Source organism: Bartonella sp. M0192, assembly GCF_016102305.1.
Taxonomy (GTDB): Bacteria; Pseudomonadota; Alphaproteobacteria; order Rhizobiales; family Rhizobiaceae; genus Bartonella; species Bartonella apihabitans.
In genome coordinates, this window is the sequence record NZ_JACFOU010000001.1 from 1129803 (window position 1) to 1151524 (window position 21722).

The following is a 21722-nucleotide window of genomic DNA, read 5'->3' on the forward strand; positions in this document are numbered from 1 at the left end:
ATCACTTTTCTGTTTTGTCTTGTTGATATTTCAGAGAATAACCGTTCATGCAATAACGCAATCCTGTAGGCTCGGGACCATCAGGAAAAACATGACCGAGATGGGAACCACAATCTGCACATAAAACTTCGGTACGTTCCATGCCGTGGGAGTAATCTTGCTGCAAGACGACGGCATCGGCATTGATGGGGCGAAAGAAGCTCGGCCAACCGCTACCGGATTCATATTTCGTTTCAGAGCGATAAAGAGGTTTTCCGCAGCATACACAATAAAATGTTCCAGGCCTCGACGTGTCGAATTCCGGGCCTGAAAAAGCCCGCTCGGTACCGTGATTACGAGTAATTTCATATTGTGTCGGCGTTAGTTCTTTACGCCATTCTTCGTCAGACTTGTTTACTTTGAAATGATGAGGCTTCGCCATAATTTATCCTTGTTGAACCAAAACATATTACAGATTAAGTGGGCTAAGAGCTTTGACAGTCGAAACAATTGCTGCTAAAAGTCAATCAAATTAGCGGTCACTTTCATTATATGGTATCTATGTGTAAGAAATACAATTTATACTGAAATGATGTGTCGGTTTTTACCGATATAATGGTAAAAATGAGACAAAGTGCCTTAATTTAAATATATTTGTTCAAGACAACTTGCAGTGGTCGGACAAAAAACGCAAAAATAAATGTTATATCAGTATGGAACCTTTATTTTATAGAATTGTTTCCCATTTGTAATTGACAAGGTTTCTTACCTAGCTATATGAAAGTCAACATTTGCTTGCTACTTTGCAAAAAAGCAGGCTGGAATAACATAAGTAAAATATAAAAAGGATAAGAAGATGGATGATCAAGCCGTCAGCGAGAATGAGAGCGATTTCATTGTTACACTGGTTGCTGATGTAGTAGCTGCTTATGTCGGCAATAACTCAATCAGACCAGGCGAATTGCCGAGTTTAATCGCAGACGTTCACGCTGCATTTGTTAAAGCGGGTGGCGAAACAGCTGGCGAAGCGGAAGTTGAAAAACAGAAGCCGGCAGTCAACCCGAAGCGTTCGGTTTTCCCCGACTACATTATCTGTTTGGAAGATGGTAAAAAGTTCAAGTCACTCAAGCGCCACTTGATGACACATTATGAGCTTACTCCGGAACAGTATCGCGAGAAGTGGGACCTGGATCCTAATTATCCAATGGTTGCGCCCAATTATGCGGAAGCCCGTTCTTCCCTTGCCAAACAAATGGGATTAGGCCGTAAACCCGGCAAAAGAAAATCGAAATAATATTGTTTTCAGCGTGAAAAACAAAACGGGTGCATTGATTAATGCGCCCGTTTTTTTTAATCGATTAGAAAGTGGTTGCTTACTCAATCAGAGATTGAATGGAACGCACTTCCAAATGGGGATGCCGGATTAACTTATTGGTTCTTTAATGTATTTTCAGCTTCAAGACGAATACGCTCGACCATGGAGCGTAAACCATTTGAACGTTGGGGCGTTAAATTCTCGTCAAGACCCAATGTTTTCAAGACCTTTTCAATATCGGCATCACGAATTTCCGATGCCCGTTTTCCTGAATAGTAAGTAATGAGGATATAGACCAGACCGCGCACAATATGAGCGTCTGAATCACCTTTAAAGGTCATAACAGGATCATGCCCCGAACCATGTTCGGTAACGAGCCAGACCTGGCTCACACAGCCGGGAACTTTATGGGCTTCATCACGTGATTCTTCCGGATAGGGCGGAAGCTCTCTTCCAAGTTCAATGACATAGCGGTATCTATCTTCCCAATCATCAAGGAGAGAAAAACTTTCCAGAATATCGTCAATTGAATCGGTCATTATTATTTGTCTGCTTTGTCTTTGATGTCTGAATTTACGCTGGAACATTTACTCCGTTTTAGAAAAAAAGTAAATTTTCTAACGGCATAATCATTTCCGGCATCACATCAAAACGTCGGGAACAACCGCTTCTGAAAAAACAACCCGTTTATTGGGGCTTCTGCGACGGGTGCATTTTTTTCTCCTCCGGCTCCGCCGGTTGTTTATGACCGGTATTGGAAGATGTCAGAGATTTGGTTGACCCGTTTTTGTTGTCGACCTTTTTATTATCGACTTTATTCAAGTGATCCTCGTGGTCATTTTCCGGCGTTATCGAACCGGTATTGATATTTTCAGGTGGCAGCTTGTTTTCACCTTTGTCGCTTCCGAATGTTCTGTCGAGATATTCGTAAGCAATGCGTGCCCCGTCACGCGCGCGCTCGCCAAGAGAACCAAAAAATGTTTTTCCGGTTTCGCAGGTGTCTGAATTACGTTCACAAAAATTACCGAGGTCATTGACTGTATCTTTTACCGCCAACAATGCTTCAACAGTGTTCATATATTGATCAGGCTGGGATCCGTTATTTTTTCCGGAAGTTCCAAAGAAAGATATGACGACCAGAAAAAGGGTAAGAAAACAGAATGACTTGATAAGAAAACGTATCATGACGCCCCGACATAACGCAGTTACAAATAAGCAGGATGAAGCCTAGACTAACCATTTATGATTGACGAAATATTTACAGAAACAGGATTTCGCCTGTTAAATTTCTAATTTTTCGAGCTTTATCTGTGAAGTTGTTAACCATAATGGCAAACAGATAACGCAACATTGCACCATGATCTATTTATTATCTTTTCATTAAAAAGTTGTCGTCAGATTAGCATCAAACAAGCGAAAAATTGTTTTTGATCGGCAATGCCACACCCGAAAGGGTTTGATAGTGCTGAAAACAACAAGGTGTAAATCGGAACAATGGAAACATTGAATGCTATTCTAAAGGTAAATAGTCAGGGCACGGTGCTGGAAAATGCCTTGCCAGACTGTTTTTTGGGATGTCTCAAGCAAAGCGAAGCTTTGTCTGACCATGTCCATATCAATGATCGCATTATATTTCTGTCATTTTTGGCAGATGTCCGGGAAAACCGTCTGGCCTCGCCTATAACAATTCGTATGAATGGCCGTGACCGCACCCGATTTATTTCGGTTTTGATTCATTGTCTGTCGGTTCACGAGAATTCGATTGCACTTGCTATAGAAGCCAATAGCAAGGAAATCGGCAGTTTGGGTATGAATGCGGTTTCACCTTTTACGCAGGCCGCCCATGAAATGCGCACACCGTTGAATGCAATATTGGGTTTTGCCGATTTGCTTGATTATCTTGATCAACAAAACAAGGGAAATACCAAGCGGCATGAATATATCGCAATGATAAAAAAAGCCGGTAATCACCTGCTTGATATTGTTAATAAGACATTGAAGGACCGTGACCGATCGACGGATGATATTGTTTCCGAAATATGCTCTGTCGGGAGTATATTGACCGAAACATTGGAACTGACTTTACCGCTCCATGGTCACAGGAAAATAGCGGTCAAGGGGGCTGCAACACCGGTTGCTTGCTGTCTTGATGCATTATCGTTCCGCCAGATATGTTTCAATTTGATATCCAACGCCATCAAATATAGCCGTGACGATGGACATATCGGCGTTACGATCGCCATTCTCGATAATAAATATTGTGAAATTACAGTTGAAGACGACGGCATCGGAATGGATGAGCAACATATTGCTCGTCTGGGGTTGCCATTTTTGCGTGCGTCTGATGCTGTTGCCTGTAAAATCGAAGGTGTCGGACTAGGGTTGGCAATGGTGTTCGATCTTGTCAAACGAGCCAAAGGTCAGATCACTTTCGAAAGCGAAAAAGGCAAGGGCACAAGGGTAAGGTTGCTTTTGCCTATTATGCAGGAAAATTCCGCCGGTTCAATTCAAACCTCGAAAATCGATATTGTTGGCAGCGAAGCGGCGGCTAACAACGGATATATTTTAACTCCAGAAACACAACTTGGGAACAATGGTAAGACTACGAAACCAAACCGCAAAACGGCATAGCCTTCTTTTATCGATTCTTGCCGGATTGGGTCATTTGCTGCGTCTATTTGCCGGGTGGATTTTCCGTCACGCTCGCAAGAATCCGCTTATGGCCTGCGGTTTTTTTCTATTTGTGGTCGGATTTTGTTTTGTTACTTTCAACGCGCTGTTTTACCAAAGTGCGAGCCAACGAACAGTTTTTATCCAGACACGGCCTCTTGTAAACCAGAATACAAATGCGACAATTCAGAATGCACCTGAAAAAGCAGCGCAATCGTCGAATACAACTTCTGATACGGTAGCAACATCTTCATCACCTCAGTCAAATGTTGCCCCGAATGAGATTAAAACTTTACCCGATAATAACCCCGAAAATTTGCTGGATATTCAGAAAAAACTTGCAGCCATGGGCCTTTATGATGGTCCGCTTGACGGGCTGGATGGTCCGAAAACGCGAAACGCTATAGCTTTATGGCGGCAAAGTTCAAAACCGGTTAGCGGTCAAGGGGAAAGTCAAAAACAACATGACGATATTGCCTCGCTCATTAGCGGAGCATTATCAAAGAATGATAATGTTGATCACGTCACGACCCAGTCTCTCTCCGACCCGAAGACGTCTATTCCGTCTGCCCCCAAGGCAAATAATGTGGTTACCGGAATGACGATACCGCAAACAAACGCCCCGAATGGCGAAGCAAAACACGATAATGCGGCCAATAATTTCAAAGCGAATACGGCGGATGTTATGCGTGTTCAGGCTGGTTTGAGAGCTTTTGGCGACGATCACGTTGTGGTCACCGGTACCGAAGATGAGAACACTGCGGAGGCATTAAGAAATTTTCAAAAAATGTTTAGTCTGACAGTTACCGGTAAGATCAATCAGGAAGTGATTGACAAGATGAAGGATATCGGCCTCATAGGTTAATAGGAACAACCTTGAGTGGTGAGAATAATTGCGGTCTGAAACATGTTTTTCGACGCCGAAAGCTTTATTAACCACTCGAAATTTTTGTTCGATATTCGATATTGTTTATCAAAGGATTGTCGCTTTTGCCTGGAAGAATGATTAGAAGGTAGAATACGGTCGACAAGCTCTATTGTTTCCTCTCTGCCGGACTTTATCATTATAATCATTTTGTATAATTTTGCGGAGTAATGAATGCGTTTGACATCGGATTTCTGGACCGCAGCCTTGATGCGAAGGGTTCGCGCAGAAGGCGGTTTTGCCTATCTAACCCGTCGGGGATCCAATGAAGCCGGTACAATTTTTATTCTTGATCGCGGTTCAAATGGGCACGTCGATCTTTATGGACCGGCGCCGCAAAGCTTTTATACAGAAGAGTCCGACCGCGACGAGAGATGTTTTATTAAAATTCTGGCTGACGTTGAAGAAACAGTTGCTGTCGAGAAACTCGAAAAAGAATTGGAATTTGATGCCGATTTGTGGTTGGTCGAATTCGAAAATTATAATCCTTTGACATTGCCTTTTAATACGGTGGATGCATAAAACACCTAATAGTCGAGTGTCTGACAATGGACATGATTGATAAAGTCGTCGTCAACATTGGTCATTTTCATTTTTAAACTGCGCAGGATAACAAATCCCTCGCTTAGATCTTCGCCAACAAGAACAGAATTTTCCGCATCAACGGGTGTTGACTGTTTCAATTCCATGATTTGTCCCGGATTGCCGATCACCAGATCAAGTTTTCCGTTCGGCATGGTATGATTGTTCAAACTGTAGAAATTCATTCCGTTGCGATCATAAACCGACATTGACCAGAAAGGCGCTGTTCCTTCAGCCATAATATGGACAGGGCCGTCATCCAGATTGAAACGACATGCCCTTAAACGGAACAAAGGATCGCTCGCAACAACAATCGGATTATCTTTGGAAAGGGGAGCAAAATTATATTTATTGTCGGCAACGTCGAGCCGCTTCCAAATATTGAGTTCGCTAAAATGGGGCACCATCAATACCACACAAATGTGCACGATAACGGCGCCGACAATTCCGACCAACAATGCATAGATCAGTTTAGTCACAATCGCGCCCTCCTGTCGGAACAAGCTTCAGTGAAGGCATATCCAGTTTCTGAAGGGCAGTCGAGGTAACAATTGGCGTATCATAAAGTGTCAATATCAATCCATATTCGCTTCTGCCCCGGGTCGCCAGCCAGTTTCTTGGCTGGGCATTCGGGGAAATAAGAACACTTAATGTCCCGTCCGGATTCCAGATGACATTGCTGCTCGACAATTCGGTAGGAAGTTTGTCGTCAATCCATTGCGCGCGCAGTTCATGATCGGCCGCATAGAGAGTAAATAATCTGGTTTCAGGTAAAAAGCCTTTCAGTTGGTAGGTGCATTGACTTTTTAGAGGATGATTGCGGTTATCCCGCCAAAGCTGGAAAACCAGTCCTTCGGTTCGCCCTAAAGAAATGTCGCCGCGTCTAGCAGCTCTGGCGCGGGCATAAGCGTCTGCTTCTGCGGTTCCAGCCAGCGGATAGGCTTCCCATTGGCCAATTTTTAATCGTCCGAAGCCGTCAAATGTATCAAGAATATAGCTGACACTCCATGCTCCTCCGCCAATTGCTATAACAAGGCTCAAAATGACGAGAAATATACGATAAAACATAAATTGACTGTCCTGTTCCCGATCTATCTGTCTTAGCGTATCTGACTTGTTGAAGATGAAACAACATGCGCCGAACTTGTCGGTGTCAGAAGCGGAGCTTTTTGAAACTCGTCGATAAGCGATTGAATGACTTTTGATGAACCGGGGGATAGCACTTGCGGAAGATCAGGAGCGATATTTTCGTTTGCATTATCGTCTTTAGATTTTTTTGCATTGGAAAGAATTGAATTTTCAACACCGAATAGCGGTTTGATTGTGATATTCTGATGGGCGTAAAGCATAATGCGATCCCACATCATCGCCGGAACGACACCGCCAAAAGCACGGTTCATTGAGGAAAAATCATCGTTTCCCATCCACACAGCGCCCGTATAATTTCCGGTAAAACCGACAAACCATGCGTCACGATAAGCTTGCGATGTTCCTGTCTTGCCGGCAACAAGCGTCATTGGCAATTGCGCCCGTTTTCCCGAGCCACGTGTGGTTACGCCCACCATCATCTGGTTCATATAGGCTGCAGATTGGGCACTCATGACACGGTGAGGTTTATCACCATCACGCGACCAGTCCCATATGACCTTGCCGTCGGTCGTCATGACCTGTGTAAAACCGTGACGGTTGCCTGCCATGCCGCCATTTGCAAAAACATTAAAACCGGTTGCCTGATCCATTGGTGTCATGTTGGACGTGCCGAGTACCATGGTTTTATGAGAAAAAATATTGGCATCAATACCCATATTTTTAATAAGGTCGCGGATCGGCTGGGTGTCGCGGTTAAGATATTGATATGTAATACGAACTGGTACTGTATTGATCGAAAAAGCCAAAGCAGTCGCAAGATCGACATTGCCGCTATAACGTCCGGAATTGTTTTTAGGAGACCAGCCGCCCCAATTGATCGGCGCATCCGAAATGATTGTCTTCGGGGTGAGCCCGCGTTCCATGGCTACAGCATAGACATAAGGTTTGAAAGACGAACCCGGTTGTCTTCCGCCTTGGGTCGCACGGTTGAATTGACTTTGTTGATAGTCACGCCCGCCGACAATTGCCCGTACCGAACCGTCATTGTCCAAAATAACGGCTGCTGCCTGGGTAGCCTTATATTGTGGGCCATATTGCTGAAGATGATATTCAATTGATTCTTCGGTTGCTTTCTGGATGCCTTGATCAAGCGTGGTGCGCACAATGACATTATGATTGGGCAATTTATTGCCGAGTTTGCGTACCTCGTCAAAAGCCCAATCAAGAAAATAGTTTGGCTCGTTATTATCCAGTTCTGTTACAACACTTGCAGGGTGACGTCTGGCACCGATAACTTGACCTTCCGTCATCAAGCCGTCGTCAACAAGATTGGACAATACCACATTGGCGCGTGCCCGTGCGGCTGGCAAATTGACGTGGGGGGCATATTTGCCGGGTGCTTTGAAAAGGCCGGCAAGCATTGCAGCTTCTGCAAGCGAAACGTCGCGAATATCTTTTCCGAAATAAAACCGCGATGCGGCGGCAATGCCGAAAGCGCCACCGCCCATATAAGCGCGGTCAAGATAAAGCTGCAATATCTGCTTCTTGGAAAGATTGGCTTCGAGCCATATAGCCAGATATGCTTCCTTGATCTTGCGCTCGAGCGTTCTTTCGTTGCTCAGAAAAAGGTTCTTGGCTAATTGTTGAGTAAGCGTGGAACCACCCTGAACCACCCCGTGAGCACGTAAATTCTGGCTAAATGCCCGTGAAAGGCCGTAAAAATCGATTCCCCAATGCTCGAAAAAACGGCGGTCTTCCGTTGCAAGAACGGCTTTTATGACAAAATCGGGCATTTCTTCAATCGGTACCGGTTCACCATGTAAAGAACCGCGACTTCCGATGTAATTACCGTGCCTGTCAAGAAAATTGACGGCAAAATCTTCCGGTGAATGCCAGTCCTTTTTTGTCAATGTAAAAACAGAAACGCCGATGAACGTGAAAATGGCAAAACCGATGAGACCAAGAGTTAATCCTTCGTCGAGAATTTCGACAAGCAATCTTTTAAAGCCACGTACACGAAAGCGACGTGAAATGATTGTCGCATTTTCCCAGAAGGTGGCAAGGCCGCTGCGAAGACGGTAAAAACCCGTATCGATTAGCGAGTCGAGTTCGATGAGACGTGGGCTACGGAAGCGCTTCCTTTTATTTTTGTTATGATTTTTTTTGAAACCGAACATGAAACGCAATCCGTGTAAATGAATACGTTGTTAAACCAACGATAAATCGAGCTTTTATATTATCTTATCCGAACCAGGGAACGAAACAGTTTTTTCTCTCTTTAGGATTAAAATACGGTGAAAGGTTAAGATCGCAATCGAACAATTTTTCAATTGAACCCGACGCATTGTGATCACATTGAAAAATGGGCATTTCTCCTAATATTATAGAGAAACAACAACCGTAATTTGCAAAAAGCGGTTTTTTAAGGAATTATAGAATGTTGGATGGATCGGACAGTAAATAACGGGTTTGTTCATTTTATATTCAGATTAAATAGGGTATGAGTGCACTATCATGAAAAAATATCTGTTTTTTTTAATTATGACATCTCTTGCCGGCATAACAACAGCCCATGCAGCCGATTGTACAGAAGTGGGAAAGCGTGTTGCAACAGAGCAGGGCGGAACTTTGGCGCGCGCTACACTTGATACACAAAATGGCAATACGTGCGTGGTCATTGTGCTGATACCTGCTCGTGATGGTGAAAAGCCGCGTCGCGTTGAAGTTGCTGTTCCCGCTAATTAGAATTGAGCCGGAAAATAATCCATGCGAATTCTCGTGGTAGAGGATGATCGGGAACTCAACCGCCAGCTCGTTGCAGCACTCAACAGTGCAGGCTATGTCGTGGATCATGCTTATGACGGGGAAGAGGGCTATTTTCTCGGCGATACAGAAGCTTATGATGCGGTTGTTCTTGATATCGGTTTGCCGAAAATGGATGGTATCAGTATCGTCGAACATTGGCGCGAAAATTCACGGTCAATGCCGGTATTGATTTTGACAGCCCGTGACCGTTGGTCGGACAAAGTTGCCGGTATCGATGCGGGTGCCGATGATTACGTGACAAAACCTTTTCACATGGAAGAAGTTCTGGCACGTCTGCGTGCACTGATCAGACGCGCTTCAGGTCATGCTTCGAGTGAACTTGTTTGTGGCCCTGTGGTGCTTGATACCAAGACATCGCGTGTTACAGTCGATGACAATCAGATCAAGTTGACTTCGCTCGAATTTGCCCTTCTATCCTATCTCATGCACCATCAGGGGGAGATTATTTCACGAACCGATTTGACCGAGCATCTTTATGATCAGGATTTTGATAGAGATTCCAACACGATAGAGGTGTTCATCGGGCGGCTCCGTAAGAAACTCGGGGTTGATGTCATAGAAACCATCCGCGGTATGGGATACCGCTTGAAGTCTCCGGAAAAATAGCGGTGGTTTTCTGATGAAAACAGTCAAGGGCGAGACCGGATTTAAGCTTCTTTTTAAAACCGTTAGTAAATCGCTGGGGCTGCGCGTCAATGTATTTCTGACCTTGTGGATTATCGCGGCATTGGCATTTATCTCCGTTGTCAGTCTCGTATTTTATCGCCAATCCAACAATGATTATATGGAACGGATTTTAACCGCCCATCTCTATAGTCTGATTTCGGCAGTCAGTGTCTCGTCTGAGGGAAAATTACAGGGAAATCCGGAATTGGGAGATATCCGGTATTCTGACCCATCCTCTGGCTGGTATTGGGAAGTTGTTGCCCTATCGGGAAATTTGAAGGGCAGATTGACGTCTTCATCTTTAGGGGCACGCAAGATCTCTTCTCCAAGTGAAAAAACCGAACCTTTCGACCCGAAATTTTTCCGCTCCTATCGGACCAACGGGCCGGATAACCAGCATTTGCGGGTTGTGGAAAGCGACATTATTCTGGATAATAAAAACCGTGTTGCGCGCTTTCGGGTTATGGGCAACATTGATGAGACACGCGCCGGTCTTGATAAATTCAAAACAACGTTACTTCTATATCTGTCTTTGTTTGGCGTTGCGAGTATTCTAATAAATCTGGTGATAATCTATATCAGTCTTCGCCCTTTGCAACGGATACAACATTCATTGGCTGATATCCGCGCTGGTAAAGCCAATCATCTCGATACCGACTTGCCACTTGAAGTTATGCCGCTTGTCGGAGAAATGAATGCTCTCATTGACAATAATCAACGTATTGTCGAACGTTTTCGTGTTCAGGTGGGAAATCTTGCCCATTCATTGAAAACACCATTGTCGGTCATGGGCAATGAAATTGATCAGTTGAACGAGAAGAATTCAGCCCTTTCTTCTTCCGGCATAAAACTGTTGAAAGAACAGACTGGTATTATGCGCGCCCAGATTGAACGCTATTTGCAACGTGCGCGCATTGCCGCCCAACGCGATAGCGTCATTTATCGCACAGCATTGCGACCATTATTGGAACGACTAGTGAGGGTTATGGGTAAACTCTATCCTTCCAAAGAAATAACGTTTTCGATGAACGAGGCCGATATTATTTTTATCGGAGAAAAAGAAGATATCGAGGAGATGGTGGGAAATATACTGGAAAACGCGTGTAAATGGGCTCGAAAACATGTCGTTTTACGGTGTGAAACGGCAAACGACAAAATGAGGGAAGCGGGCTCTGTACACCCGACGTTTGCACTTTCTGTTGAAGATGATGGACCAGGGCTTCCGACAAACCGACGGCATGAAGCCCTTGAACGGGGAAAAAGACTGGATGAAAGCAAGCCCGGAACCGGACTTGGCCTTTCAATCGTTGCCGAACTTGTGGGCGAATATGACGGGAATGTCGAATTGTCGGTTTCTAAACTTGGAGGGCTTTGCGTAACCTTGAGGCTGCCTTACGCAAATTCTTGAAGCCCTTCAATCTCGAAGGCTTCGCCAATTTCAACAGTTTCACTAATCTCGAAAAACTCAGAGAACGTGATAAACGCAAATATCCTCATGAGATGCCAATTTTCCGGATAGGGAAATCATTGCACTCCGAATAATTTCAGTGATGTGTGCTCGTGCTGCTCATAGCTATATACTGACCATGTGCTATTGCGTGGGCGACTTTTGTTTCATGGAATGGCAACTTGTAGCGCTCTCGCAATAATTCACCCTGTTGCGGATATTTATAAAGGCCACGTTTTTCCAGAAGCGGAATTACGGTTTCGGCAAAAACATCTATATCAATCGGTAATGCAGGAAAGAGCACGTTAAAACCGTCTGCAGCTTCGTTTTCAAACCACTCTTGCATTGTATCGGCTACCTCTTCCGGTGTGCCCACGACAAGAAGATGTCCGCGTGAACACATGAAACGCTCGATCATCTCTTTTAGCGTAAGCTTGCGTAAACGTGCATCGGCAAGTATCAGTCGCGTCCTGCTTGGTGTCTTTTCCTCATCGGCCAATTTCAGGAAACTATCCGGTAAAGCTTTATCAAGCGGGAATTCTGACAAATCTTTATCAAAAATATAAGAGAGACGGCGAATACCCGATTTCGGAACGGCAAAACTATTTAGATATTTAAATTTTGCTTCCGCTTCTTCGTGGGTCTTTCCTATAACCGGAACAATTCCCGGAAACACCAGTATATCATCATCATGACGGCCACTTTTTTTCGCCCGTTCTTTGATATCCCGATAATATTGCCGCGCGCCAGTGATATTGGATTGAACGGTAAATGCGAGATCGGCGTAGCAGGCGGCAAAGGAACGTCCGATTTCGGATGCTCCGCCTTGCGCCAACAAAGGCTTTACCTGAGGAGAGCGCGGGACAGTAAGCGGGCCGATAGAGCGCGTATACGAACCGGTATAATTGGCACCATGAACAGCCGAAGGGTCAAGGTAAAGGCCGGATTTCTTGTCGGCTATACGGGCTCCCGGTTGCCAGCTTTCCCAAAGAGCCATAACCGCATTCAAAACATCTTCCGCCCGTGCATAACGTTCCTGACACGGAGCAATGACATCCCGCCCGAAATTTTTTGCTTCCGACAATGTGGTTGATGTCACAATATTCCATCCCACGCGACCGTTTGAAATATGGTCAAGCGAAGCGAATCTCCGTGCTATGTGATAGGGATGATCGAATGTTGTTGATGCAGTACCGATAAGACCTATTTTTTCGGTGGTTGCAGCCAATGCCGAAAGCACAACAACTGTATCAAGTGCACCACTGACACTGTTTTTCGGTTCGTGCTGAAGAGCGAGAATATCTCCTAAAAATAAGGAATCGAACTGGCCTTTTTCGACACGTTTTGCAATATCGGTCCAGTAAGACAAGCGGGTAATTGCCAATGGATCGACATCCGGCAAACGCCAGGAAGCTATGTGACTTCCCAAACCGAACACCATGGCGTTCAAATACATCCGCCGCATTGATCAGTCCTCTTATATTTTTAGCGGGAAAAATAGAATAATTGTTTCTTTTAATGCGGAATATACGTTATTTTGTTGCCAAAATTCCATAAAACATTCCGTGAATATCAATATCCCGTTGTTTTTTAATTGCTTTTTCTGCACATTATATCCCGCTTTGTGACGAAAAAAAGTTTTGTAATCTCGCCTTTAACCCGATATGAGAAACTCCGGTGGGCGAAATTTGATGGTGTCAGCATGAATATACGCAGTCTAGTCCTGTTGGTTTCGTTAGGAGTTTTATCAGCTTGCAGCCATGGTCGTGCACCCGCTGGCACTGTTGTTCCAGCAAATACACGTGTTATCTTACAAACAATGGGTAACGGATTATTGGGAGCATCCATACAATCGCTCTCTTCGGCTGATCGTAAACAAGCACTCGAAGCCGAATATAAAGCACTGGAATATACCGATGCAGGAAAAACAGTGAGCTGGACATCGACAAAGGAAGGAACATCGGGAAGTGTCACCCCCGGTCAACCCTATCAGGTCGGATCGCAAAATTGTCGCCAATACAGCCACTCTTTTGTCATTAATGGTGTTCCGCAAACGGTTCATGGTAGTGCATGTCGTAATGTAAACGGAACATGGTCGCCGCTCATTTGACACATTTGATCAATTAATAGTGACATATTCAATCAATTTGGCGAGAGAAAATACCAAGGGTTCTGGTTTTTTCTGGAACGTTTCTATATTGAACTCATCATGACATTCTGGGTTTTTGTATCTATTTTTGTAACCATCGTTACTCTGGTTGTGCTCTATGCCGTAAGTAGCCCGAGAAAAAAAGGGCAGGAGCGGTCGGTTGTCGATTCCATTTCTTCCGACATTGAAATTTATAAGAACCAGTTGTCTGAAGTTGATGCGGATCTAAAGCGAGATCTCATCGACAAAGAAAGTGCAGAAGAAGCCCGTCTTGAACTTGCCCGCAATATATTGGCTGCGGAAAAACAAAAAAAACAGGCAGATTTTATCAATAAACGCAGTCGTGGATTAAAAACGGTCATCACAGTGGCGATTTTTTGTGTCCCGCTGATTACAATTGGTTGTTATTTATTTTTGGGAAGCCCCGGTCTTGAAAGCCACCCTTTCAATGATCTCATGATGAAAGATCCGTCAAATTTGACTGCCGAAGAGAGGCTTGTTCGTACCGAAGCGCTTTTTGCGCGCAATCCCGATGACGGGAAATTGGCAGATGAACTGGCAACCGGCTATCTTGTAGAGGGGCGTTTTCAGGATGCTGTCAATACATATGTCAGTGCCTTGCGGTTGAATGGAGAATCTGCCCCTCGGCTTGTTGGCTATGGCATGGCTCTTGCCGGTTATAATGGTGGAACAATCAACGAAGATGCCAAAGAAAGTTTTCAAAAAGCAGCAAAACTGGCACCCGACGATTTTTATCCGCGCCTTTTCATTGCAGAAGCGCTCCGTCAAGACGGTCAATTCGATGAAGCCATTGCAGAATTGAAAGATTATCTTTCCGGTCCGGTTAAAGACAATGTCGCTCGCAAACGCGTTGAAGACACAATCAAAGAATTGGAAAAAGCAAAAGCCCAATCAGCTTCGCAAGGCAATTTGATAGAAAATGGAAAGACCACCGCGCCCACAGAAAATGGTTCTGTTGGCGAGCAAGATAAAACAAACAATGGCATTTACGCTATGGTTGGAAAACTTGCCCAAAGACTTGAACAAAATCCGGACAATCTTGAAGGATGGAAACAATTGATTCATTCTTGGCTCGTTTTGAAGGAAACCGAAAAGGCAAGAAATGCGTTAAAACAGGGACAATCCAAACTTACAAAAGATAAAGCGTTAGAGCTTGAAACTTATGCCAAAGAACAAGGGTTGGCGTTAGAGTGAAAGTCAGGAATACAAGATTATGAGCAATGAAACAGCCGTACGTTTGACAATCCAGAAAGGGTTGCGGCGTCGTAAGACCAAACGTCTGATGATGATATTGGGTGGGCTCGTTGTGCTCGCGGTTGCTGCAGCGCTTGTCCTTTATGCTATGCGAGGCACGGCAAGTTTTTTCCGTATGCCTTCTGAAATAACAGCTAAGGATATTGCATCCGGCAGGCCATTACGCCTCGGTGGTTTTGTCGAAAAAGGTTCGGTCATTAAAGAAAACGGAACCCGGATCAGCTTTGCAATTACCGATTTTTCAAACAAGGAAAACGTGAAATTCGAAGGCGTTCTACCTGATCTTTTTCGTGAAGGGCAGGGGATTATTGCTGAAGGACATTTTACCCCCGATGGCAATTTTGTCGCTGATCGTGTGCTGGCAAAACATGATGAAACTTATGTGCCAAAAGATATTGTTGACAGGCTGAAAGCCCAAGGATTGTGGGAGGCCTATCAGAAACATGAGCGTTGAGATCGGTTCTCTTGCACTCTGTGCAGCACTCGCTGTAGCTCTATTTCAAACCATAATTCCGGCTATCGGGGTTTATCGCTCCGACCGTCGTTTGATAAATGCGTCTACACCACTTGCCTATCTCGTTTTCTTGTTGGTGCTCATAGCATTTGCAACACTAATTCACGCTTATGTGGTGTCCGATTTTTCAGTCTTGAATGTTGTGCAAAATTCGCATTCAGAAAAACCTCTTCTTTATAAAATAACCGGTGTATGGGGAAACCATGAAGGCTCTATGTTGCTTTGGGTTTTCATCATCACCTTTTTTTCTGCCCTTATTGCGTTTTTTGGCGGTAATTTACCCGAGCGGTTGAAAGCGCTGATTTTATCGACGCAGGCTTCTATAACCTCGGCTTTCCTACTCTTTATTCTTTTTACCTCAAACCCGTTCATAAGAATTAATCCGCCGGCTTTGCAGGGGCATGATCTTAATCCGATTTTGCAGGATATTGGTCTGGCTATTCATCCACCGCTTCTTTATCTCGGCTATGTCGGTTTTTCAGTGTGTTTTTCTTTCGCTATTGCGGCATTGCTTGACGGACGTGTTGATGCCGCATGGGCGCGTTGGGTGAGGCCATGGACCTTGGTTTCGTGGGTATTTTTAACCGGCGGTATTATGGTCGGCTCCTATTGGGCCTATTATGAGATGGGGTGGGGTGGCTATTGGTTTTGGGATCCGGTTGAAAACGCTTCGCTGATGCCGTGGCTTGCCGGTACAGCGCTTCTCCATTCTGCAATTGTTCTCGAAAAACGTGGCGCCTTGAAAATCTGGACGCTATTTCTTGCTATTTTAACGTTCTCGTTGTCATTGATGGGGACTTTCCTTGTCCGCTCCGGCATTCTCACCTCGGTACACAGTTTTGCTGTTGATCCGGCACGCGGGCGCGCCATTCTTGCCATTCTGTTTTTCTTTATCGGTGCGGCACTTGTTCTTTTTGCATTACGGGCTTCGTCACTCAAAACCGGTGGTTTGTTTCGCCCGATTTCGCGCGAAGGTCTATTGGTTTTTAACAATCTGTTTCTCACCACGGCAACAGCGACTGTTCTGATTGGCACACTCTATCCGCTGCTTCTCGAAACATTGACAGGACAAAAGATCTCGGTTGGAGCTCCATTTTTCAATTTGACCTTCGGGCCCCTCATGGTGCCGCTTTTATTGATGGTACCCTTTGGGCCTCTCATGGCGTGGAAACGCGGAGATATGCTTGCTGTTGCCGAGCGGCTCTTAGGTGTTTTCGCATTGGCAATTATTGCCACATTGATTGTATTTTACCAGACATCTTTTCGGTCAATCCTTGCCTCGTTAGGAATCGGGCTTTCTGCCTTTGTATTCTTTGGGGGACTTTATGACCTCTGGTTCAAAAGCGGTACCAAAAATACAGACTTTTTCGTTCGGTTGAGGCGGCTTGGAAAATTGCCGAGGTCGAATTATGGCACTGCTTTGGCTCATATCGGGTTGGGCATCACATTATTCGGCATTGTTGCCGTTGCAACTTTCGGACAAGAAAACATTTTGCGGATTGAAGCAGGTCAAAGCGCAATGATAGCAGACAAAAAGGTCCTGCTTGAAGGTGCGCGTAATCTGAATGGCCCCAATTATTCGGAAACCCAATTCCAGTTTTCGGTTTCGAAAGAGGGCAAGGATTTGGGAGGTGTCACAGCAGCCAAGCGATTTTATCCATCGCAAAATATGCCAACAACCGAATCCGGCATAAAAAATTATGGATTATCGCAACTTTATATTGCTCCGGGTGATGTTAATAACAAAGGTCTGGTGGTCCATATCTGGTGGAAACCGGAGGTGGTCTGTATCTGGTTTGGCGCAGTGTTTATGATGATAGGCGGAATTTTTTCGTTGTCGGATCGCAGGCTTCGTGTCGGAGCCCCGAAACGCGCTGCAACACGGAGCAAACGACCGGAAAAGAGGGCTTGATGCGGTTTTTTTCACGACTATTAGCTGCTTTCTGTTTCATATGTTTTATGAACAGTGCCGTGTTGGCCGTGTTGCCTGATGAAGTGTTGCAAGATCAAGCACTTGAACAGCGCGCACGCGATATTTCCTCACATTTGCGCTGTCTTGTCTGCCAGAATGAATCGATTGACGATTCCAACGCACCGCTTGCACGAGACTTGCGGCTGATTGTGAGGGAACGGCTGAAGGCTGGTGACAGCGATAGTGAGGTTATTGACTATCTAGTAGCTCGTTACGGAGAATTCGTTTTACTCAAACCGCGTCTCAATGCGGAAACATTCCTTTTGTGGCTTGCTCCTTTGTTCATCATCGTAATTGCATCAAGCCTGATCTTCTGGCGCTTTAAACACCGTGAAAACAATAAATTGATGCCATTGAGCGAAACCGAAAAGAAACGTCTTGACGAAATCATGCGATCGAATAAGCAATAATTATCAAGGCTTTTTTGTTTTTAATTTTTAAAACTTGCAAATTTTTCGCAACCTTACAGAATTTTAATAAAATGGACAGGCGATGGTAAGGTTTGACATCTTATCTTTCCGTCAACATATGCGTTAAAGCGCAGTCTCAAAGGAGTTTATAAGAATGCAAATTTCCCCTATTCGCAAAACGTTGGCAGCAATTACCGTGTCAACGGCTTTGGCGGGAACAATGTTTTTTGCGGGTCCCGGTTTTTCTTTCAATAGTGCACAAGCCAAGCCGGTATTTGTTGAAGGTGTGCAGCAACAAAGCTTTGCCAATGTTGTCGAACAGGTGAAACCCGCAGTTGTCTCCGTTCAGGTTAAAAGCGACAAAAAAAATGAAGAACAGGCTTTTAGCGGCTTTTTCGGTGGCCCGGGAATAGATCAGCTTCCTGACGATCATCCGTTGAAACGCTTTTTCAAAGATTTTAATGAACACCAACGTCCCCAAAATCGTCGGGGGCAGCGTGGAAAACCGCGGCCGATAGCGCAGGGGTCGGGCTTCTTTATTTCGGAAGATGGTTATATTGTCACCAATAACCACGTTGTTTCCGACGGCACCACTTATTCCGTTGTCCTTGATGATGGAACCGAGCTTGATGCCAAGTTGGTTGGAACAGATCCACGTACCGATCTTGCTGTGTTGAAAGTCAATGATAAGCGCAAATTCGTCTATGTTGATTTTGCCGACGATTCAAAAGTGCGTGTTGGCGATTGGGTTGTGGCTGTCGGTAATCCGTTCGGACTTGGCGGAACAGTGACAGCCGGTATTGTCTCGGCACGTGGACGTGATATTGGCGCCGGTGTCTATGATGACTTTATCCAGATTGATGCGGCCGTTAACCGTGGTAACTCCGGCGGGCCGACCTTTAATCTTAATGGTCAGGTTGTCGGTATTAATACAGCGATTTTCTCCCCTTCCGGTGGCAATGTCGGTATTGCTTTTGCTATTCCTTCTTCGACCGCAAAACAGGTTGTTGACCAGCTCATTAAAAAAGGTTCGGTCGAACGCGGATGGATTGGTGTTCAAATTCAACCCGTTACTAAAGAAATCGCCGATTCGATCGGTTTGAAAGAAGCCAAAGGTGCAATGGTTGCCGATCCGCTTGATGGGCCGGCGGCAAAAGCAGGTGTTAAAGCCGGTGATGCAATTATTTCTGTCAATGGTGATGAGGTTGCTGATGCTCGTGATCTTGCTCGCCATATTGCCAATATTACACCGGGTGAAACAGCAACGCTTGGCATTTGGAGAGATGGCAAACAAACCGATATAAAGGTCAAAATTGCCGCTATGCCGAAAGACGAGAACAAAAGTGACGGAAAGGTCATTCCAAACGGCGAGAGCGGTTCGTCAGAAACTCTTGATGATTATGGTCTGACAGTCACACCATCAGAAGATGGTCCGGGTCTGGTGGTCACCAATATAGATCCCGATTCCGACGCGGCAGAGAAGGGAATACGCCCCGGCGACGTTATTATGTCGGTCAATAACCGTCAGGTTAAAAAGGTTTCCGAATTTGTTGATGCTATAAAAGAAGCAAAGAAATCAGGTCGCACGGCTGTTCTGTTACAAGTCGAAAGCAATGGCCAAAATCGCTTTGTTGCTTTGCCAATTGCCAACAAATAGGCTTTAACCAACAAGAAAGGCTATGGCAAATTTTTGCCATAGCAAAACGTTGTTTGAGCAAAGAGAGGTGCCCTTTATGAAAGTTCTTGTTATCGAAGATGATCGTGAAGCAGCACGCTATCTTGAAAAGGCCTTGAGTGAGGCCGGTCATTCTGCCGATGTTGCCGGTGATGGTGAAACAGGAGAGACACTGGCAGAAAACGGCAATTATGATGTTATGATCATCGATCGAATGTTGCCGAAAAAGGACGGGCTTTCCGTTATTATGGCATTGCGTGCCAAAGGCATCGAAACGCCGGTTCTTATTCTTTCGGCATTGGGACAGGTTGATGATCGGGTAACCGGTTTGCGTGCTGGTGGTGATGATTATCTTACAAAACCCTATGCTTTTTCGGAGCTTCTCGCCCGTATTGAAGTTTTGCAGAGACGCAAAAATCCCAAAGAAGCGGAAACGATTTATCGGGTAGGCGATCTCGAACTTGATCGGCTGGCTCACACGGCAAAGCGTGCCGGACAGGATATTGTCCTGCAACCCCGCGAATTCCGTCTCCTTGAATATTTGATGCGCCATGCCGGTCAGGTCGTCACGCGTACCATGTTGCTTGAAAATGTCTGGGATTATCATTTTGATCCTCAAACAAATGTAATTGATGTTCACATTTCGAGACTTCGTTCAAAGATTGAAAAAGGTTTTGATACACCACTCCTTCAAACGGTGCGTGGTGCCGGCTACATGTTGAAAGCGGTCGATAAGCCATCATGAACAGGATCAAAAGCTTGTTGCGCACAACGGCGGTGCGCTTGTCAGCCCTTTATATCATTCTTTTCGGGCTGGTTGCTGTAGGGCTTTCGATCTATATGACATCGCTTGCCATTTCTATGTTGACCGATCAGACCCAAAAGACTTTGAATGAAGAAATCGCAAATATCGAGCACGCCTATCAACATGGCGGATTACCTCTTCTTGTGCGCACGATTGACCGCAGGTCGCGTCAACCGGGCGCTTTTCTTTATCTTGTGGCCGATCCTCAGGGAAGATTTCTGGCAGGTAACGTGCAAAATATTGAACCGGGACTTTTGAACGGGAGCGGCTTCCTCAAGAATTCGGTATTTTATTCGCGTTTTGGCGACAACGGAGATAAGACCGAACACCGTGCTATTGCAGCCGTTATCGATTTGCCGAACGGTATGAAATTACTGGTGGGGCGTGATATAAGCGAGCCGGAAAAATTCATCACCATTATAAGAAAAGCACTGATGATTGCCTTTGCGGCTATGGCCGTCGGTGCATTGCTCATCTGGTTTTTTGTCGGCAGGCGGGCGTTGAAACGTATTGATCAGGTAACCGCAGCGTCACAACGCCTTATGTCGGGTGACTTGAGCGGGCGACTTCCTGTTACCGGTGCCGGTGACGAGTTTGACAGGCTTTCTCACAATCTGAATATTATGTTGGAACGCATAGAAGAGCTCAATAGCGGCTTGCGGCAGGTTTCTGACAATATCGCCCATGATTTAAAAACACCTTTGACAAGATTGAGGAACCGCGCGGACGAGGCGCTTTCACGGCGTGATAAAGATGTTGATTATCGCCAGACTCTTGAGGCAATTATTGCTGAATCGGACCAGCTCATCCGTACATTCAACGCTATTCTTATGATCTCTCGTATTGAAGCAAGCACTGCTGTCGAGCATTTGGAGAAACTCGACGCTCGACCAATTGTCGAAGATGTCGCCGAACTCTATGGTCCGGTTGTCGAGGATGCCGGTGTCAAATTCGAGATGGGAAAAACGTTCGACGTAAATTTGTTGTTAAATCGGGAACTTCTGGCTCAGGCTTTGATCAACCTGATCGACAATGCGGTCAAATATGGTGCGAGCAGTAAACGGAAACCGACAATATCACTGTCCATGAGTGATGATGATGATCATATCGAAATTATTGTCAGTGATAATGGCCCCGGTATTAATCCCGAAGATAGGGAAAGGGTCACCAAACGGTTTGTAAGACTGGAAGATAGCCGGACCAAGCCGGGGTTCGGAATCGGTCTGAGTTTGGCAAAAGCAGTCATGAAACTTCATGGTGGTGAGCTTATGCTCGAGGATGCTAATCCTGGACTGAAAGCGGTTTTGTCTTTTCCAAAATTGGCGGAAGAAAAAACAGATCTGAAAAAACTCTCCTAAAAAACGTTGTTTTCGAAGGATTTTAAAAGCGGATAACTTCCGGATTTCTAAAAACGGTCAATCAT

Annotated in this window: 22 protein-coding genes; 15 read left to right on the forward strand and 7 right to left on the reverse strand. The window is 45.2% G+C overall.

Features of this window, described 5'->3' with window-relative positions:
- Window position 1 precedes the first annotated feature (1 nt).
- Entirely contained in the window at window positions 2–421 is a 420-nt protein-coding gene (msrB, locus tag H3S82_RS04945) for a peptide-methionine (R)-S-oxide reductase MsrB (protein WP_077970834.1), read from the reverse strand.
- A gap of 414 nt (window positions 422–835) precedes the next feature.
- On the opposite strand from msrB, the gene H3S82_RS04950 reads away from it, so the two are divergent.
- The gene (locus H3S82_RS04950; protein ID WP_078039262.1) at window positions 836–1273 is read left to right on the forward strand and encodes a MucR family transcriptional regulator; all 438 of its coding nucleotides are present in this window, start codon (window positions 836–838) and stop codon (window positions 1271–1273) included.
- 134 nt (window positions 1274–1407) lie between these two features.
- Here the strand turns inward: H3S82_RS04950 and H3S82_RS04955 are convergent, their stop codons facing one another.
- Window positions 1408–1833, reverse strand: a complete 426-nt coding sequence (locus tag H3S82_RS04955; protein ID WP_078039263.1) for a SufE family protein — start codon at window positions 1831–1833, stop codon at window positions 1408–1410.
- A gap of 148 nt (window positions 1834–1981) precedes the next feature.
- Window positions 1982–2479, reverse strand: coding sequence for a DUF5330 domain-containing protein (locus H3S82_RS04960; protein WP_188317766.1), 498 nt, complete (start codon window positions 2477–2479; stop codon window positions 1982–1984).
- 309 nt (window positions 2480–2788) lie between these two features.
- On the opposite strand from H3S82_RS04960, the gene H3S82_RS04965 reads away from it, so the two are divergent.
- The 3 genes from H3S82_RS04965 (at window position 2789) to H3S82_RS04975 (ending at window position 5411) form a co-directional block, all read left to right on the forward strand.
- The gene (locus H3S82_RS04965) at window positions 2789–3925 is read left to right on the forward strand and encodes a HAMP domain-containing sensor histidine kinase (RefSeq protein WP_198232238.1); all 1137 of its coding nucleotides are present in this window, start codon (window positions 2789–2791) and stop codon (window positions 3923–3925) included.
- Window positions 3888–4829, forward strand: coding sequence for a peptidoglycan-binding domain-containing protein (locus tag H3S82_RS04970; RefSeq protein WP_198237120.1), 942 nt, complete (start codon window positions 3888–3890; stop codon window positions 4827–4829). Before H3S82_RS04965 ends, H3S82_RS04970 begins: the two co-directional genes overlap by 38 nt.
- 234 nt (window positions 4830–5063) lie before the next feature.
- Window positions 5064–5411, forward strand: coding sequence for a DUF1491 family protein (locus H3S82_RS04975; protein WP_078039266.1), 348 nt, complete (start codon window positions 5064–5066; stop codon window positions 5409–5411).
- A 5-nt stretch (window positions 5412–5416) separates the two neighbouring features.
- Here the strand turns inward: H3S82_RS04975 and H3S82_RS04980 are convergent, their stop codons facing one another.
- Genes H3S82_RS04980 through H3S82_RS04990 form a run of 3 tightly spaced genes read right to left on the reverse strand, consistent with a single transcriptional unit; the run spans window position 5417 to window position 8737 of the window.
- The gene (locus tag H3S82_RS04980) at window positions 5417–5950 is read right to left on the reverse strand and encodes a hypothetical protein (RefSeq protein WP_198232240.1); all 534 of its coding nucleotides are present in this window, start codon (window positions 5948–5950) and stop codon (window positions 5417–5419) included.
- Window positions 5943–6539 carry a DUF1214 domain-containing protein gene (locus tag H3S82_RS04985; RefSeq protein WP_198232241.1) on the reverse strand — a complete coding sequence of 199 codons (597 nt, stop codon included), beginning with the start codon at window positions 6537–6539 and terminating at the stop codon, window positions 5943–5945. Before H3S82_RS04985 ends, H3S82_RS04980 begins: the two co-directional genes overlap by 8 nt.
- 32 nt (window positions 6540–6571) lie before the next feature.
- Entirely contained in the window at window positions 6572–8737 is a 2166-nt protein-coding gene (locus tag H3S82_RS04990; RefSeq protein ID WP_198225066.1) for a transglycosylase domain-containing protein, read from the reverse strand.
- A 337-nt stretch (window positions 8738–9074) separates the two neighbouring features.
- On the opposite strand from H3S82_RS04990, the gene H3S82_RS04995 reads away from it, so the two are divergent.
- Genes H3S82_RS04995 through H3S82_RS05005 form a run of 3 tightly spaced genes read left to right on the forward strand, consistent with a single transcriptional unit; the run spans window position 9075 to window position 11460 of the window.
- On the forward strand, window positions 9075–9305 hold the full coding sequence (locus H3S82_RS04995) for a hypothetical protein (RefSeq protein WP_198225064.1): 231 nt from the start codon (window positions 9075–9077) through the stop codon (window positions 9303–9305).
- Window positions 9306–9326: 21 nt separating this feature from the next.
- Window positions 9327–9992 (forward strand): response regulator transcription factor, encoded by a 666-nt coding sequence (locus H3S82_RS05000; RefSeq protein ID WP_077970857.1) that lies wholly within the window; start codon window positions 9327–9329, stop codon window positions 9990–9992.
- Window positions 9993–10005: 13 nt separating this feature from the next.
- Window positions 10006–11460, forward strand: coding sequence for an ATP-binding protein (locus tag H3S82_RS05005; protein ID WP_078039270.1), 1455 nt, complete (start codon window positions 10006–10008; stop codon window positions 11458–11460).
- 136 nt (window positions 11461–11596) lie between these two features.
- Here H3S82_RS05005 and H3S82_RS05010 read toward each other — a convergent pair whose 3' ends face one another.
- Window positions 11597–12964 (reverse strand): LLM class flavin-dependent oxidoreductase, encoded by a 1368-nt coding sequence (locus H3S82_RS05010; protein ID WP_198232243.1) that lies wholly within the window; start codon window positions 12962–12964, stop codon window positions 11597–11599.
- 237 nt (window positions 12965–13201) lie between these two features.
- Here H3S82_RS05010 and H3S82_RS05015 point away from each other — a divergent pair, with 237 nt between their 5' ends.
- The 8 genes from H3S82_RS05015 (at window position 13202) to H3S82_RS05050 (ending at window position 21657) form a co-directional block, all read left to right on the forward strand.
- Entirely contained in the window at window positions 13202–13609 is a 408-nt protein-coding gene (locus H3S82_RS05015) for an RT0821/Lpp0805 family surface protein (RefSeq protein WP_077970860.1), read from the forward strand.
- 99 nt (window positions 13610–13708) lie between these two features.
- Complete coding sequence (gene ccmI, locus H3S82_RS05020) at window positions 13709–14863, forward strand: c-type cytochrome biogenesis protein CcmI (RefSeq protein ID WP_198232244.1); 1155 nt, start codon at window positions 13709–13711, stop codon at window positions 14861–14863.
- A gap of 19 nt (window positions 14864–14882) precedes the next feature.
- Window positions 14883–15377, forward strand: coding sequence for a cytochrome c maturation protein CcmE (gene ccmE, locus H3S82_RS05025; RefSeq protein ID WP_198232245.1), 495 nt, complete (start codon window positions 14883–14885; stop codon window positions 15375–15377).
- A complete protein-coding gene (locus tag H3S82_RS05030; RefSeq protein WP_198232246.1) occupies window positions 15367–17349 on the forward strand; it encodes a heme lyase CcmF/NrfE family subunit in 1983 nt (660 codons plus the stop codon). The genes ccmE and H3S82_RS05030 overlap by 11 nt, the downstream gene beginning before the upstream one ends.
- Window positions 17349–17819 (forward strand): cytochrome c-type biogenesis protein, encoded by a 471-nt coding sequence (locus tag H3S82_RS05035; protein WP_198225052.1) that lies wholly within the window; start codon window positions 17349–17351, stop codon window positions 17817–17819. Before H3S82_RS05030 ends, H3S82_RS05035 begins: the two co-directional genes overlap by 1 nt.
- A 154-nt stretch (window positions 17820–17973) precedes the next feature.
- The gene (locus H3S82_RS05040) at window positions 17974–19476 is read left to right on the forward strand and encodes a Do family serine endopeptidase (protein WP_078039276.1); all 1503 of its coding nucleotides are present in this window, start codon (window positions 17974–17976) and stop codon (window positions 19474–19476) included.
- Window positions 19477–19552: 76 nt separating this feature from the next.
- Window positions 19553–20239, forward strand: a complete 687-nt coding sequence (locus tag H3S82_RS05045; protein WP_198232247.1) for a response regulator transcription factor — start codon at window positions 19553–19555, stop codon at window positions 20237–20239.
- Window positions 20236–21657: a HAMP domain-containing sensor histidine kinase gene (locus H3S82_RS05050; RefSeq protein WP_198232248.1), complete on the forward strand. Its 1422-nt coding sequence runs from the start codon at window positions 20236–20238 to the stop codon at window positions 21655–21657. Before H3S82_RS05045 ends, H3S82_RS05050 begins: the two co-directional genes overlap by 4 nt.
- Window positions 21658–21722 lie beyond the last annotated feature (65 nt).